Origin of the sequence: Flavobacterium aquidurense, from assembly GCF_002217195.1 — a bacterium.
GTDB lineage: Bacteria > Bacteroidota > Bacteroidia > Flavobacteriales > Flavobacteriaceae > Flavobacterium > Flavobacterium frigidimaris.
Map to the genome: position 1 here is coordinate 80,875 of NZ_MUGR01000011.1, position 15,035 is coordinate 95,909.

The window sequence follows — 15,035 nt, forward strand, 5'->3', positions numbered from 1 at the left end:
TCGTATTTAAAATTAAAACTAATTATTGATTATTCAAACTACTATTTCGAGTATAAAAACCTACAATAAAATAAGCCCTGTTTGATCGATATTTGATTTGCTAAAGCTAAAATGCAATTTCTTATTTTCCTTAAAGAGCAAAAGAAAATGAGAACAGCGGGACGAATGTTAATTTTAAAACAAATTGTTTGTGCTGCCTAAAGAAAATTGTGGCTTTGTTTTTGAATAAGTAGTATTTTTGAAACTTATAAAACCCTATAATGAAAAAGATTTTAATTCTATCGCTTGTATTCTCTCTTAGCTCTTATGCTCAGGTAAAAGAAACTTTATCTCAAAAACTATCAAAATTATCGACTCAGGTTTCAGGAGTTGGCGGCGTTGATATTGCATCCGGATTAAAAGAAGCGTTAAACAAAGGAATCACAAAGCAAGTGAGTAAATTGACCGCGGAGGATGGTTTTTATAAAAATGAAGCCGTAAAAATCTTAATGCCTGCAGAATTACAAAAAGTTGACGCCACGTTACGCAGAATAGGATTATCATCTCTTGCTGATGAAGGAATTAAAGTCCTAAATCGTGCTGCCGAAGATGCTGTAAAAGAAGCCACCCCGATTTTTGTTTCGGCTGTAAAAAACATGTCGTTTACAGATGCTAAAAACATCTTGCTAGGAAATGAAAGTGCCGCAACCTCCTATTTGCAAAAAGGTACGACCACTGCTTTGTACGGAAAATTTAATCCGGTGATAAAAAGCTCTTTCGAAAAAGTGGGTGCTGATGTGGTTTGGAAAAATATTATTAATAAATACAACACCATTCCATTAGTCAAAAAAGTAAACCCTGATTTGACTGATTATACTACCAATCAAGCTTTAGCAGGTGTTTTTAAAATGATTGCTGTTGAAGAAAAAGATATCCGTACTAATATAAATGCAAGAACAACACCTTTACTACAAAAAGTGTTTGCTATGCAGGATAAAAAATAATTTTGTCGTTGAAGTCTAATCGCTGATTTGTTTCTGAAATCAGACATCTAAACGATTACGCAAATCCAACATTAACCGATTAACCATTAACTTGAAATGCAAAAAATAACCATTCTGATTCACTGCAAAGACCAAAAGGGAATTATCGCCGCAGTGACTACTTTTATTGCTAAAGTAGAAGGAAATATTACCTACATCGACCAACATGTTGACGTAGAACAAAATGTGTTTTTTATGCGATTGGAATGTGAACTGACCAATCATAACATAACAATCGAAGGCCTGAAAGCTGATTTTGACAAAACTATTGCCTCTGATTTTAATATGTCATGGGATTTGTACAATCAGGAGCAAAAGCCAAAAATGGCATTGTTTGTATCTAAATACGATCACTGTTTGTTTGATATTTTAGGACGTTACAGTGCCGGAGAATTAAATATTGAAATTCCGGTAATCATTAGTAATCATAACGATTTAAGATCGATTGCAGAACGTTTTGATATTCCGTTTCACTGCGTGCCTTTTACCAAAGACAATAAAGAAGAAGGCGAAGCCAAACAAATTGAATTATTAGAACGATATCAAATTAACTTTATCGTTTTGGCGCGCTATATGCAGATTATCACCCCTAAATTGATTTCGCTTTACGAGAATAAAATTATCAATATTCACCATTCTTTTTTACCTGCTTTTCCGGGTGCAAAACCGTATCATTCGGCTTTCAAACGTGGGGTAAAAATTATTGGGGCAACCAGTCATTATGTTACGGCAGAATTAGATGAAGGACCAATTATCGAACAGGATATTGCAAGGGTTTCTCACATACATTCGGTAGATGATTTTATTATGAAAGGAAGAGATCTGGAACGTATTGTTCTGGCTCGCGCTATAAAACTGCATGCAGAACGTAAGACAATGGTTTATAGTAATAAAACCGTTGTTTTCTCTTAGTCTAAGTTGCTAAGATTCTGAAGTATTGAGATCCTAAGTTTTTTTTACAGCAAAGGGTTACGTTAAGTTCGTTAAGTTTTTATTCTGGCAATGTAAAAGAATGTGAAGATCCCAAAGCTTTGTCTCTAATTATTAGCCACTGATTGTACGGATTGAAACAGTTTTCACTGGTTTCTTTTCTTCGAGCCTACCAATTAAATTAATAGTTCCGAAGGAATGAAATATATTGTAGAGCTGGACTTCACTCCAGTTTACATTAAGAGAATATATAGTTTTTGAATATTTAGAAGATTTATATTAAAAACAAACCTGACAGGTTTCAAAAACCTGTCGGGTTTACTCTTTAAGATCAAAGATAACGGTTCTTAAAAAAACTTTGAACCTTTGTTACTTTGAGCCTTTGAACCTTTTTATCGAACGACAATAGACAATCTTGGATCACTAAAGTTATTTACTTCATCCATCGTCATTCCCAATGCATTTGCTACTCCTGTTCCGTATGCCGGATCAGCTTTGTAACAATTTCTGATGTGTCTTACCTGAATAAATTTCTGTGCTCCTCCTACTTGTCCTGCGGTATTTTTGAATAATAATTGTTTTTTCTCCTCTGTTAATAAGTTGAACAACAAACCTGGCTGAGTGAAATAATCATTATCATCATCTCTGAAATTATGGGCATACGCATCGCCATGAAGTGCTAATGGAGGCTCTTTGAATTCAGGTTGCTCCTGCCATTCCCCAAAACTATTAGGCTCATAATGTTTACGACTTCCGTTATTTCCGTCTACGCGCATGGCACCGTCTCTGTGGAAAGTATTATAAGGACATCTGGATGAATTTACAGGGATCTGGTAGTTGTTTACTCCTAAACGGTAACGATGAGCATCTCCGTAAGAAAACAAACGTGCCTGCAGCATTTTATCCGGTGAAAAGCTAATTCCGGGTGGTACGTGCGCCGGATTAAAAGCAGCTTGTTCTACTTCAGCAAAATAGTTTTCAGGATTTTTATTTAATTCGAATTCTCCAACAGGAATTAAGGGAAAATCACCTTTTAACCACACTTTTGTCAAATCAAAAGGATGAAAACGATAGGTAGCTGCCTGCTCCTCGCTCATGATCTGAACAAACATTTTCCATTTTGGGAAATTTCCTTCTTCAATCGCATCAAATAAATCTCTTTGATGACTTTCTCTGTCGTTACCTACTAACAGAGCAGCTTCTTCATCAGATAAATTATCAATTCCTTGTTGTGATACAAAGTGAAATTTTACATAGTTTCTTTCGTTTTGAGCATTCAGGAAACTAAAAGTGTGACTACCAAATCCGTGCATTTGCCTGTACGATCTCGGAATTCCGCGATCACTCATTACAATGGTAACCTGATGTAAGGCTTCAGGCAATAAAGTCCAAAAATCCCAATTGTTATCAGCACTTCTCAAATTGGTTTTTGGATCACGTTTTACAGCGTGATTTAAATCAGGAAATTTCATTGGGTCACGAAAAAAGAAAACCGGTGTATTATTACCTACCAAATCCCAATTTCCTTCATTGGTATAAAATTTCATGGCAAAACCACGAATATCTCTTTCGGCGTCAGCAGCACCTCTTTCACCTGCAACAGTTGAAAAACGTACAAACATTTCCGTTTTTTTACCAATTTCCGAAAACAAATCGGCTCTTGTATATTTTGTAATATCATGAGTTACAGTAAAAGTCCCGTAAGCTCCCGAACCTTTGGCGTGCATTCTTCGTTCCGGAATTACCTCACGGTCAAAATGCGCCATTTTTTCTAAAAACCAAAAATCTTGTAATAAAACAGGTCCACGAGGTCCTGCAGTCTGAATGTTTTGATTGTCCGGAACGGGAGTTCCTGTTGCAGTTGTTAATTTTTTGCTTGAATCCATATTGCTGATATTTAATGTTTTATCAAATATACGAAGTTATCTTTACGATATCTATAAACAAAATTGATTGTTATTATATTTTAATAATAAAAAACTATTTAACGTTACAGAAAGCTCAGAAACAACTCTTAAAAAATCTTAACTTATGCCCAACAAAGTAATAACAAAACCTTAACAGCTAAACATCCATTTATGTTAGATCTTTGTAGTGTAATAAACTGGTTATTTATTATTTTGGTTTTGGTTAGTTAAATGATGCCGGCGTCTTCGAGATGCCGGCATTCTTTTTTATAATAATTTATGTTTCAGGTTTAAAGTTTCAGGTGGCTTTTCTTTGCCATTCCTTTATCTAAAAAACGTAAGTTTCATTCATACAAAACTATCTACAAATAATAAAACTTAGACATTAACTTATCTTCAACAAAGTAATAACAAGACCTTAACACCATAAGATTGATATATATCGGATCTTTGTCATGTAATAAACTGGTTATTTATTATTTTGGTTTTGGTTAGTTAAATAGTGCCGGCGTTTTCGAGATGCCGGCATTCTTTTTTGGCTAAAATTCCAATAAAAAAAAATCCAAATGCCAATTTAACTCTGGATTTGGATTTGGAATTTAATTCTTCAATCTTTCATGTAATATTTTAAAATACGGAAATGCCTTTAGCAAACGGCTGCCATGCCAGGAGAACATCTCGCCATCTACGAAAACCGTTTTAGCATGATGAGTAAACCTGCCAATTTCAAAAGCATCTTCTTCTTTAAAAGGATAAGGTTCTGAGGAAAGAAAAACCAAATCAGGATCGCCTTCGATACGCATTTTTTTTATTTCGACTTCAGGATAGCGTCCTTTGTCTTCGTAGATATTCTGAAAATGATTTAGCTTTAATAATTCATTGATATAAGTATCATTTCCGGCCACCATAAACGGATTCTTCCAGATAAAATAAGCAGCTTTCTTTACAGGAATATCTGCAATATATTTTTTGAAATCGCTTAAAGCGAAAGCCAATTTGTTATTCCATTTTTGAGATTCGGTTCTGCAGTTAAAGAGCTGACCAAAATCTGAAATCATCTGAAAATTATCTTCTATAGTAATGATATTCGTTACCCAAACCGGGCAAATCGCACTTAGCTGCTCTACAATTTCCGGAGTATTTTCTTCTTTATTACAAATGATAATATCAGGCTGAAGCAATTTTATCTTCTCAAAATGAATTTTCTTGGTACCGCCCACTATTTTCTTAGTCGATTTTAAATGGTACGGATGAACACAAAACTTCGTGATTCCGATGATTTTATCTTCTAAACCTAAATCGTATAGTAATTCGGTTTGAGAAGGCACCAACGAGATAATGCGCATTGGAGCGGTTTCAAAAGAATGCAAAATACCAAGCTGATCAGGAAATTGTTTCATATTTGTTTCATGTTTGTTTTGTTTCAGGTTTCAAGTTTTGGATTGTGTTGATTTAACCGCAAAGTTCGCAAAGATTTGTACTCTTTGTGGAAAGTTATTTTGTATCAAAAAAAGTTCGCAAAGCTTTGTCTTGATATAGCTTTGCAAACTTTGCGTTTTCTTAACATTCATTTAGATGAAAAACTTAGCTTACTTTTTGGTTAAAATATTTTCAAAGTAAAGCAACCTGAAACTTTAAACCTGAAACTTTAAACTAAGAATCTTTTCCATTTCTTTTTGTACTGATAATGCTTCTTCTCTCGCCTTTTCGGCAAAATCAGTTCCTTTTGAGGCATAAATTATGGCTCTTGCTGAGTTTACCAATAATCCCACTTTATCATTCATTCCGTATTTACATACTTCAGATAAACTTCCGCCCTGAGCGCCAATTCCGGGAACCAGTAAAAAGCTGTCCGGAACAATTTTTCTGATATCAGCAAAATATTCGGCTTTTGTAGCACCAACCACATACATTAGATTGTGGCTGTTTTTCCATGTTTTAGAAGTCTCTAAAACCTGTTTGTATAATTCTTTTCCGTTGGTGGTTAAAGTCTGAAAATCGAAAGCTCCTTCGTTAGAAGTTAATGCTAACATTATGGTATGTTTGTTTTCGAAAGCCAAAAATGGTTCAACCGAATCTTTCCCCATATAAGGTGCAACGGTTACACTATCAAAATTCAGGTCTTCAAAAAAAGCTTTTGCGTACATGCTTGAAGTATTTCCTATATCGCCACGTTTTGCATCTGCAATCGTAAAAATTTCAGGGAAATTCTCGTTGATATAGTTGATTGTTTTCTGCAAAGACATCCATCCTTTTATACCATACGCTTCAAAAAAAGCAGTGTTGGGTTTGTATCCCACAGCCAGATCGTGTGTAGCATCGATTATGGCTTTATTGAATTCGAAAATAGGATCTTCTGTTTCTAATAAATGAGCTGGGATTTTGGTCAGATCCGGATCCAGTCCCACGCATAAAAATGATTTTTTTGAAAGAATTTGTTCGTGTAGTTGTTGTGTTGTCATATTGAATTTTACTAGTGCGGCAAAATTACAAATAATATTATTGGTTTACGAATTTCGATTTCACATTGAATTCATGTAACATCCTGAATAAATTATGTAAGAAAAATGAATTACTTCTTCTCTATTTTTGATAACGAACCGCAAATCAAACAATTATGACTCCACATATCGGAATTACCCCAAAAAACCTAAAGAAAAGTACCGCTATGTTGGCTACGATTTTATCTAATGAAATGACGCTTTATGTAAAAACGAGAAAATTTCACTGGAACATTTCCGGAAATAGTTTTATGGAGCTGCATAAATTGTTTGAGGAACAATATCGAATTTTAGAAGCTAATATTGATGAAGTTGCAGAACGCATCAGCCAGCTTGGCGAAAAAACAATTGGAACGATGAAAGAGTTTATCGACAACTCTACCTTAAAAGAATCTCCAAAAGAATATGCTTCTCAGAAACACATGCTTGAAGAACTTTTAGAAAATCATGAACAGCTGGTAACCGAATTCAGGGAATTTATTCCGGCTTTTGAGAATGACGATAACAATGATATTGGTTCAGCTGATTTTGTAACAGGTTTATTGCAGCAACACGAAAAAATGGCGTGGGTTTTACGCCGTTATCAGGTTTAAAACTTCAAAATGTGAATTATGAAACGCTTTGCGAAATTGATATAACAAGGAAATAATGATGATTTCAGAAATTTACAATATTATAAATACTTAAAAATTATTATCATGAATACTACAGAAATAAAAGGAAACTGGAATGAGTTGAAAGGAAAACTGAAACAACAATATGCTGATCTTACAGATGACGATTTGTTGTATGATGAAGGAAAAGAAGACGAAATGTACGGAAAACTTCAACAAAAATTGGGAAAAACAAAAGATGAAGTCCGCAAAATCATTGCTGATTTGTAAGACCTTCTAAATCAAGCAGAAATACCGTCTAGTACAACAATATTAGACGGTATTTTTTTGAGACTTTTATTTAAATTAATCACGTCCTTTTATTGCTTAACCGCATTAAACTCTGTAACCAAAAATAAATTAATTATCTTTAACCAAATTTCTATAAAATGAAACTATTTATAAAGTTTGATATCAACACAATTTGCTCGCTTTTTCTGAAACAAAACCTGGAACAACAGAATGTAAATTTTACAACTTTGGGATTTGGCGAAATTGAAATTGCCGACAATATAGATGCTGAAGCACTTGAAACTTTAAAAAATAATTTGTTGCCCTGTGGTTTTGAAGTTGTCGAAAACCAGAAAAGTGTTCTGGTTCAAAAAATCAAAGACGCTATAATCGAGCTTGTTTTTATGGAAGACAGCAATAATTATAAAAGTTCTGTGTTTTTAGCTGAGAAACTAAATCACAGTTATGGCTATTTATCAAATGTTTTTTCGGAGGTAACCTATTCCTCTATCGAAAATTTTATCATTTTACAGAAAATTGAAAGAGCCAAACAATTAATTATTATTAACGAAATGAGTCTGACCGAAATTGCTTTTTTACTCAACTACTCAAGTGTGGCCCATTTGAGCACGCAGTTTAAGAATACAACGGGAATTACGCCATCGGCTTTTCAGAGAATAATTAAGAAACGTAGAGAAAATTTAAAATAAAACCCAAATACCACACTAAAATGCAAAAAAACGCATTATACATTTTATTGGCTGATGATGATGAAGATGATCGTCTTTTTTTTAAGGATGCTTTTGAAGAAATAAAAATTCAGACAAAAGTTGATTTTGTTCATGACGGAATGCAATTAATGGAGCATTTGATGGATCCGGATACTAAACTACCCGATATCTTGTTTCTGGATTTGAACATGCCTAAAAAAACAGGTAAAGAATGTCTGATCGAAATTAAAAAAACAGAACATCTTAAAAATATTATTATCGCCATTTATTCGACTTCATCATCAGAAGAAGATATTGAGGATACTTTTATTCAGGGAGCGAATATTTATATCAAAAAGCCAAGCGATTTTAATACGCTTAAAAAAATAATTAATGAAGTCGTTACAGTAAACTGGCACTATCATACCTCTGGGTTAAACCGTGATAATTTCCTGCTTCGATTAAAATAATAGCTTACCAATGAAATGGATACCAAATTTTAATTCTTCAAACTCATTGAGAGTTATTTTTGTAATCGCGGTTTTCATTCTGTTATTTCTTTCTTCTATTGCTTACAAGCACAATCGGGATTTAGACGAATCCAGTAAAGTGGTAATGCATACGTACGAAATAAACATTCAATTAGAGCGATTAATGTCGGCGATTAAGGATGCTGAAACGGGGCAGCGTGGTTATATCATTACACGAAATGCCCGATTTCTGACGCCTTATATTTATTCGCGTGATAAAGTAAACACTTCATTTATCACCCTGAAAAAACTGACTGCTGACAATCCAAAACAGCAAAAAAACCTGGAAAAATTATTCAAGCTAATTATTCAGCGTTTTGTCTCTTTTGAAAATTGTCTCAAATACAGCGATCCCAAAACATATGATAAACGAAAACTCGACAATCATATGTTTGGTGGTCGAATCCTGATGGAAAACATTCGTTTTCAGGTGGACGAAATGAATGATATAGAGAAAAATTACCTGGCAAAAAGACTTAAAATTTATGCTGCCGAAATTTCTTTAAGTCCCGTATTTTCTATTTCATTATTTCTTGTTGCCTTACTTTTTATTTTATTGGCCTACAGACAAATTAGCCGTGATTTTGAACGCCTGAAAATCTACAATAAAAAACTTTTGATTTCTAGCGGTCTGATGGCTGAATCTGAAAGTATTGGTAAATTCAGTACCTGGCAATGGGATTTAGATTCTAATAAAATCGATTATTCAGACAATCAATACCGTTTACTGGGTTTTGAACCTAATGCTTTTGTGCCCGTAAAAGAAACCTTCCTCGAATTTGTACATCCTGATGACAAAGACAAAGTGGCAAAATCAATGGAAAACATTGTAGAGAAAAAACAACTGCCATTTGTTTACTACAAAATCACGCGTCCTGATTATGAAATACGTTATTTTAAATCGACCGGAAAACTTTTGACAGATCAGCAAGGAAGCAAAATTCTGTTGGGAATCAATTTTGATATTACTGACGAGCATTTACTGAATATCGAACTTCAGGAACGCAACAGAGAACTGGAGAAAAGCAATAAAGAACTGGCATCATTTAATCATGTGGCAAGTCACGATTTGCAGGAACCTCTTAGAAAAATACAAACTTTTGTATCCCGAATTTCTGAAGCTGACAAAGCCGTTTTATCTGAAAGTGCCAAAGCATATATTTCTAAAATAGAAGTTTCAGCCAAAAGAATGCGCGTTTTAATAGACGACTTACTGTTATTTTCGAGAACGAATACAACCAAAAAAGAGTTTATCAAATTAAGCCTGAACGAACTGCTTGAGAATGCAGAATCTGAACTGGCGGAAATTATAGAAGAAAAGAAAGCCGTTATTACTGTCTCAAAATTGCCTAAGTTAGCGGTAATTCCGTATCAGATAGAACAGCTTTTCATAAACTTAATCGGAAATTCATTAAAATACAGTCAGCCGGATAGCACACCTGAAATCAAGATTGAAAGCGAAAAAGTAAACTCAGCAGATTACCCTGATTTATTAGAGCCAAATGTAAAGAAATTCCATAAAATTACCTTTACCGATAACGGAATGGGATTTGACCCGCAGTTTAAGGAAACCATATTTGTTTTATTCCAGCGTTTGCATTCAAAAACAGATTATCCGGGAACCGGAATTGGCCTGGCGATCTGCAAAAAAATTGTCGACAATCACAAAGGTCATATTATAGCAGACAGCACACCAAATAAAGGTTCTGTTTTTACTGTTTTTCTACCGGAATAAGAGTTTTCGATTTACAGTCATGGTCACCGTTTTTAGCAAACCTAAAAAATAGTTTTTAGTGCCGTCGCAGTTTGATTTAAAAACGAATCCTGGCACATAAATCAACACTCAAAACTCAGAATAAAAAAACCAATCATATTAAGAAAATCAATTTCATAACATTTCACAAATACAAAAGAAACCATCGGCATTGCTGATGGTTTCTCTTTTTTATTTCACAAACCGTCCTTAAATAAACAGCTGAAAAACAAAGAAATAATCCCGTAAACAAACGTATTATGGGAATTATATAAACATTCTTTTTTATGCTGTAAAGCAAAACGCTTGTTTCGTTAGCATCTTTGTAATGTAATACTTTATGAAGTAATAATGAAAGCAGCGCCCCAATTGAAAGCGATATTTTTTAGATTTTTTTTATTGATAATTATAGCTTGTATTTCATCCTGCAAGAAAACGAATCCGATAGAAAATTCATTAAAAAATGAAGCTTTTTTAAAAACAGAAAAAGAAGAAATTGAAGCTTTCTTTTTTATTGCAACGGCAAATGTGAGTAAATCAATTATTTCTAAAAGTCAAATTGCACAACAAAAAAGTTCAGATTTTGCGATACAGGAATTAAGCAGAAAGACAGAAATCGAACAGACAGAATTGTTACAGGAAGTATCAAAATTAGCCAATAAAAAGCTCGTTATTATTACTGAAATCAATGCGACACACAAAAGAGATTTATACGATCTGATTGATGCAGGAATGATAAGTTTTAATAAAGTTTATTTGACATCTATGGCTGAATCCTTAAAAGAACAAATCAATCTGTTTGAATCTATTTCGAAAGAAACAAACGATAAAGAAATATTAAAACTTGTATTGCACCATTTACCTGAACAATACCAGATCTTACGCGAAATGCAAAGGATCAACAACGAGATTATTTAAATGCCTTTTATCTATTATTAACTAAATTATTTTTTAACTATGAAAATGCAATCAAATTTTTTATGCGCCTTAACACTTTTTTTAACAGCTTCATTTGGAATGCTACACGCTCAGGACAATAATGTAAACACAGAGTTTGGTGTAAAGGGAGGATTCAACATGTCTAACCTGTACGGTAGCGGAGATGATGTAGACGACAATAATGTATTATACGGATTTAACGCAGGGGTTTATGCAACTTTACCTATTTCAGATTTCATAGCTATTCAGCCAGAGATTTTGTTTACAACAAAGGGTGCTGAATTTGAATACAACAATGCTTTTGCATCAGGAAACACAAAATTTAAATTGAACTATATTGAAGTTCCTTTATTAGTAAGAGTAAATGTTACTAAAAACTTTAATATTCATGCCGGTGGTTATGCGTCTTACCTAGTAAGTTCTAAAGTAACTGGTAACGGAACTTTTGATTTTGACCAGGATATTGACAGAGACGATCTAAACAAATTTGACGCTGGTATAGCTGCAGGTGTTGGTGTAGACTTTGACCCAATAAGTATTGGTGTACGTTACAACTATGGATTAACAACCGTTGGAAAAGAAAGAACTGTAGGCGGAACAACAATTACAATTCCGGACGCTAAAAACAGCAACCTGACTGTATACTTATCTTATAAGTTAAACTAGGAAAAAAACGAATTTATTAACCCCTTAATATAAAAACCATGTCAAATTTATTATATACAATCGCGGTAATTCTGGTTATTCTTTGGGCTCTTGGGTTCTTTGTTTATAGCCTTGGAAGTATCATCCATATATTACTGGTAATTGCAATCATTGCAATACTATTCAGACTGATCAAAGGTCGTGAAGTTTAAAAACAACAACATTATAAAAAATTATTTTAATCACTAAATCAAATATTATGAAAACGAGTAACACAATTTTAGGAATTTTAGGAGCTGCAGCTGCAGGAGCATTTTTAGGTGTATTATTTGCACCGGACAAAGGGTCAAACACAAGAAAAAAAATCAAAGATAAATCGAAAGATTACGGAGATAAAGCAAAATCAAAATTTGATGATATTGTAAGTACTATCTCTTCAAACGGTAAAGAAATCATCGAAGAGGGAAAAGCAAAATTCAACCAGGCAAAAGAAGACTTCAACACTATTAAAGATGAAGCAAAAAATGTAAAAACGAACTAATAGAAAGTGAATTTTTTAAACCATAAATACCCTATATCATGGAATCAGATGCAACAACAAACGAGAACTTAAATCTTTATGAAAAAGCAGAAAACTATACCAAAACAAGCTTAGAATTAATTAAGCTTAAAACGGTATCAGCCGCAGCCGATGTCTTATCAACATTAACATCAAGAATAGCAGTTGGAGCTGTTGTTGCATTTTTTACCCTGTTCCTGAATATAGGTATTAGTTTATGGCTTGGAAAACTACTTGGAGAGTATTATTACGGTTTTTTTGCCGTGGCATTATTTTATCTGATTGTGGCCATTGTCATGCACAAAGCGCAGCACAAGCTTATAAAAACGCCTATCGGGAACATGATTGTTTCCAGTATTTTAAAAGAAACTAAAAAAGAGAGTAAAGCTGATTTAAATTAATCGAAAAACTAAAAAAGACTGTTATGGAAACTATTTATACACTTGATTCATTAGATCAGAAGATACAATTATTAGAAGATCGACAGGACGCCGAATGGTGCGCCATTAAAGATGAAATCGATGAAATTAAGCACAATTTAAAACCTCTTAACCTCATCAGGAACACAGTTGAAGAAATCAACGAAACAGTAGGTTTCAAAAGCAATCTGGCACAATCTGCCATCAGCATCGGGATTGGTTATCTGGCAAAGAGATTTGTCGTGGGAAAAAGCACCTCGATGTTCAAAGGTATGTTTGGATCACTGTTGCAGCTGGTCGTAACTAATTTAGTTTCTAAACCACATCATGACTCCCCTAGCGAGGAATCAGCACAAAAAGAATAATCACAAAAAGAAGAATCAAAGAGTAATTGTCTAACTAAAATTTATGTATTATGGAAAAGTTAAGCGAAATAGTATTAAAAAATGGTGTGTACATGTACTCAAATCTATATAAATGTTTTGAATATACGAGAGTATTTCTAGGTATCTAACTTGCTTTATACGTTTTATAAACAAACGGTTAAAGAGTTAATATCCTTCACTATATTTTAAAGGTTCAAAGGAGCTACGTTACAAAGGTGCAAAGGTCTTCCTTGCAGGCTTAAAATAAGGCTTAATTATGAACCAAGAAAGAGACTATTTCAAATATGAAAATAGTCTCTTTTTATTTTAAGAAAAAATAAAAAATGGTCTTACCCATTCATTCCCATTCAAACATAGCCCAAGGTTTTTAATTTTGGGAGATCGTGATATTGTAATTGTAACTATATTATCATCTTCATATATTGCGTTCCAACGATTTAAACTATTGAATATGTCTTTATTATGTAACTGATACTATCTCACAAAAAAAACAGCCTGTTTCACACAAGTGAAACAGGCTGTTTTTATAATTAGAGAACCTCGATAAGAAACCTTTGTTTCTTTGAGCCTCTGAACCTTTGAACCTTTCTTTAGAAAACTTCCGAAGCTTCTTTCAGTTTCTCCATATTGTTTACCAATTGTAACTCGGCAACAATTTTCTGAATGTCACCATTCATGATATTTCCTAAATCGTATAAAGTCAAACCAACTCTGTGATCTGTTACACGACCTTGTGCGTAGTTGTACGTACGAATCTTAGCAGATCTGTCACCAGAACTCACCTGAGAAGTACGTTTTGTAGCATCTTCAGCTTCTTTCTTCGCCAATTCTTGTTCGTACAAACGAGAACGTAAAACGTTCAACGCCTTATCTTTGTTTTTATGCTGTGATTTCTGATCCTGACATTGCGCCACCAATCCCGTAGGAATGTGCGTTAAACGTACCGCAGATTTCGTTGTATTTACAGATTGTCCTCCAGGTCCAGATGAACAGAAGAAATCCACACGAACATCGTTCATATCGATCTGTACATCAAATTCCTCTGCTTCCGGCAAAACCATTACTGTAGCTGCCGATGTGTGCACACGACCTTGCGTTTCAGTCTGAGGAACACGTTGTACACGATGAACACCAGCTTCAAACTTCAAAGTTCCGTAAACATCTTCTCCCGAAACCTCAAAAATAACCTCTTTGAAACCTCCAGATGTTCCTTCGTTCATATCTACTACCGAAGTTCTCCAACCTTGATTTTCACAATACTTCGTATACATTCTAAATAAATCTCCTGCAAAAATACTCGCTTCATCCCCACCCGTTCCGGCACGAATCTCGACCATCACGTTTTTAGCATCTTCAGGATCTTTAGGGATCAACATAAACTTGATTTCTTCTTCAAGTTCAGGCAATCTTTCTTTTGCTTCATCAAGTTGCATTTTGGCCATTTCGGTCATATCTGCATCACTTCCGTCAGCAATAATTTCGTTTGCCTCATCTATATTAGCCATCAAAAGCACATATTCATCACGCTTTTCAGCCAATGCTTTCAGGTTTTTGTACTCTTGATTCAATTGCACATAACGTTTCTGATCAGAAATAACATCCGGCTGGATAATTAAGTCTGAAATCTCGTCGAAACGTTGTTTTACTATTTGAAGTCTATCTAACATTTTCTAATTCCTTTTATTGGAGTGCAAATTTACGAAATTTTTGTTGAAAATTCTAGTATTGATTTTTTGTGTTTTTTGAAGGGGAAATTTAGTTTGATTATAGTGGTTTTTAGGAGCTGTTTCCTGCTATCCGTTCCAATCTTTTGTGCCGAACACCGACACAAAAGGATTTCCTCTTCTATC

General features: G+C 34.0%; 17 protein-coding genes. 13 read left to right on the forward strand and 4 right to left on the reverse strand.

All coding sequences use genetic code 11. The features are described 5' to 3' along the window. Positions 1–260 precede the first annotated feature (260 nt). On the forward strand, positions 261–983 hold the full coding sequence (locus B0A67_RS06945) for a DUF4197 domain-containing protein (RefSeq protein WP_072956364.1): 723 nt from the start codon (positions 261–263) through the stop codon (positions 981–983). A 96-nt stretch (positions 984–1,079) separates the two neighbouring features. Further along, entirely contained in the window at positions 1,080–1,934 is an 855-nt protein-coding gene (gene purU, locus B0A67_RS06950) for a formyltetrahydrofolate deformylase (RefSeq protein WP_072956367.1), read from the forward strand. A 410-nt stretch (positions 1,935–2,344) separates the two neighbouring features. On the opposite strand, the gene B0A67_RS06955 is transcribed toward purU, so the two are convergent. The 3 genes from B0A67_RS06955 to pyrF form a co-directional block, all read right to left on the reverse strand. After that, positions 2,345–3,838: a catalase gene (locus tag B0A67_RS06955; protein ID WP_072956370.1), complete on the reverse strand. Its 1,494-nt coding sequence runs from the start codon at positions 3,836–3,838 to the stop codon at positions 2,345–2,347. Positions 3,839–4,458: 620 nt separating this feature from the next. Then, positions 4,459–5,259, reverse strand: a complete 801-nt coding sequence (locus B0A67_RS06960; protein ID WP_072956371.1) for an ABC transporter substrate-binding protein — start codon at positions 5,257–5,259, stop codon at positions 4,459–4,461. 234 nt (positions 5,260–5,493) lie between these two features. Then, positions 5,494–6,321 (reverse strand): orotidine-5'-phosphate decarboxylase, encoded by an 828-nt coding sequence (gene pyrF / locus B0A67_RS06965; RefSeq protein WP_072956373.1) that lies wholly within the window; start codon positions 6,319–6,321, stop codon positions 5,494–5,496. Between the two features lie 155 nt (positions 6,322–6,476). Here pyrF and B0A67_RS06970 point away from each other — a divergent pair, with 155 nt between their 5' ends. The 11 genes from B0A67_RS06970 (at position 6,477) to B0A67_RS07015 (ending at position 13,164) form a co-directional block, all read left to right on the forward strand. After that, the gene (locus B0A67_RS06970; protein WP_072956375.1) at positions 6,477–6,953 is read left to right on the forward strand and encodes a Dps family protein; all 477 of its coding nucleotides are present in this window, start codon (positions 6,477–6,479) and stop codon (positions 6,951–6,953) included. 105 nt (positions 6,954–7,058) lie between these two features. Beyond that, positions 7,059–7,244 carry a CsbD family protein gene (locus B0A67_RS06975; RefSeq protein WP_055098382.1) on the forward strand — a complete coding sequence of 62 codons (186 nt, stop codon included), beginning with the start codon at positions 7,059–7,061 and terminating at the stop codon, positions 7,242–7,244. A gap of 158 nt (positions 7,245–7,402) precedes the next feature. Continuing rightward, complete coding sequence (locus B0A67_RS06980; RefSeq protein WP_072956376.1) at positions 7,403–7,954, forward strand: helix-turn-helix domain-containing protein; 552 nt, start codon at positions 7,403–7,405, stop codon at positions 7,952–7,954. Between the two features lie 20 nt (positions 7,955–7,974). Then, positions 7,975–8,424, forward strand: coding sequence for a response regulator (locus B0A67_RS06985; protein WP_072956378.1), 450 nt, complete (start codon positions 7,975–7,977; stop codon positions 8,422–8,424). Positions 8,425–8,434: 10 nt separating this feature from the next. Further along, entirely contained in the window at positions 8,435–10,219 is a 1,785-nt protein-coding gene (locus B0A67_RS06990) for a sensor histidine kinase (protein WP_072956380.1), read from the forward strand. Between the two features lie 417 nt (positions 10,220–10,636). Then, entirely contained in the window at positions 10,637–11,155 is a 519-nt protein-coding gene (locus tag B0A67_RS06995; protein ID WP_242670937.1) for a DUF4142 domain-containing protein, read from the forward strand. A 39-nt stretch (positions 11,156–11,194) separates the two neighbouring features. Beyond that, entirely contained in the window at positions 11,195–11,842 is a 648-nt protein-coding gene (locus B0A67_RS07000) for a porin family protein (protein ID WP_072956387.1), read from the forward strand. Positions 11,843–11,880: 38 nt separating this feature from the next. Continuing rightward, positions 11,881–12,033: a lmo0937 family membrane protein gene (locus B0A67_RS24770; RefSeq protein ID WP_109746162.1), complete on the forward strand. Its 153-nt coding sequence runs from the start codon at positions 11,881–11,883 to the stop codon at positions 12,031–12,033. A 47-nt stretch (positions 12,034–12,080) separates the two neighbouring features. Further along, positions 12,081–12,362 carry a YtxH domain-containing protein gene (locus B0A67_RS07005; RefSeq protein ID WP_072956390.1) on the forward strand — a complete coding sequence of 94 codons (282 nt, stop codon included), beginning with the start codon at positions 12,081–12,083 and terminating at the stop codon, positions 12,360–12,362. Positions 12,363–12,400: 38 nt separating this feature from the next. Further along, a complete protein-coding gene (locus B0A67_RS07010; protein ID WP_072956393.1) occupies positions 12,401–12,781 on the forward strand; it encodes a hypothetical protein in 381 nt (126 codons plus the stop codon). A gap of 23 nt (positions 12,782–12,804) precedes the next feature. Continuing rightward, positions 12,805–13,164: a hypothetical protein gene (locus B0A67_RS07015; RefSeq protein WP_072956396.1), complete on the forward strand. Its 360-nt coding sequence runs from the start codon at positions 12,805–12,807 to the stop codon at positions 13,162–13,164. A 611-nt stretch (positions 13,165–13,775) separates the two neighbouring features. Here B0A67_RS07015 and prfA read toward each other — a convergent pair. Continuing rightward, positions 13,776–14,852 (reverse strand): peptide chain release factor 1, encoded by a 1,077-nt coding sequence (prfA, locus tag B0A67_RS07020; protein ID WP_026981929.1) that lies wholly within the window; start codon positions 14,850–14,852, stop codon positions 13,776–13,778. Between the last annotated feature and the right edge of the window lie 183 nt (positions 14,853–15,035).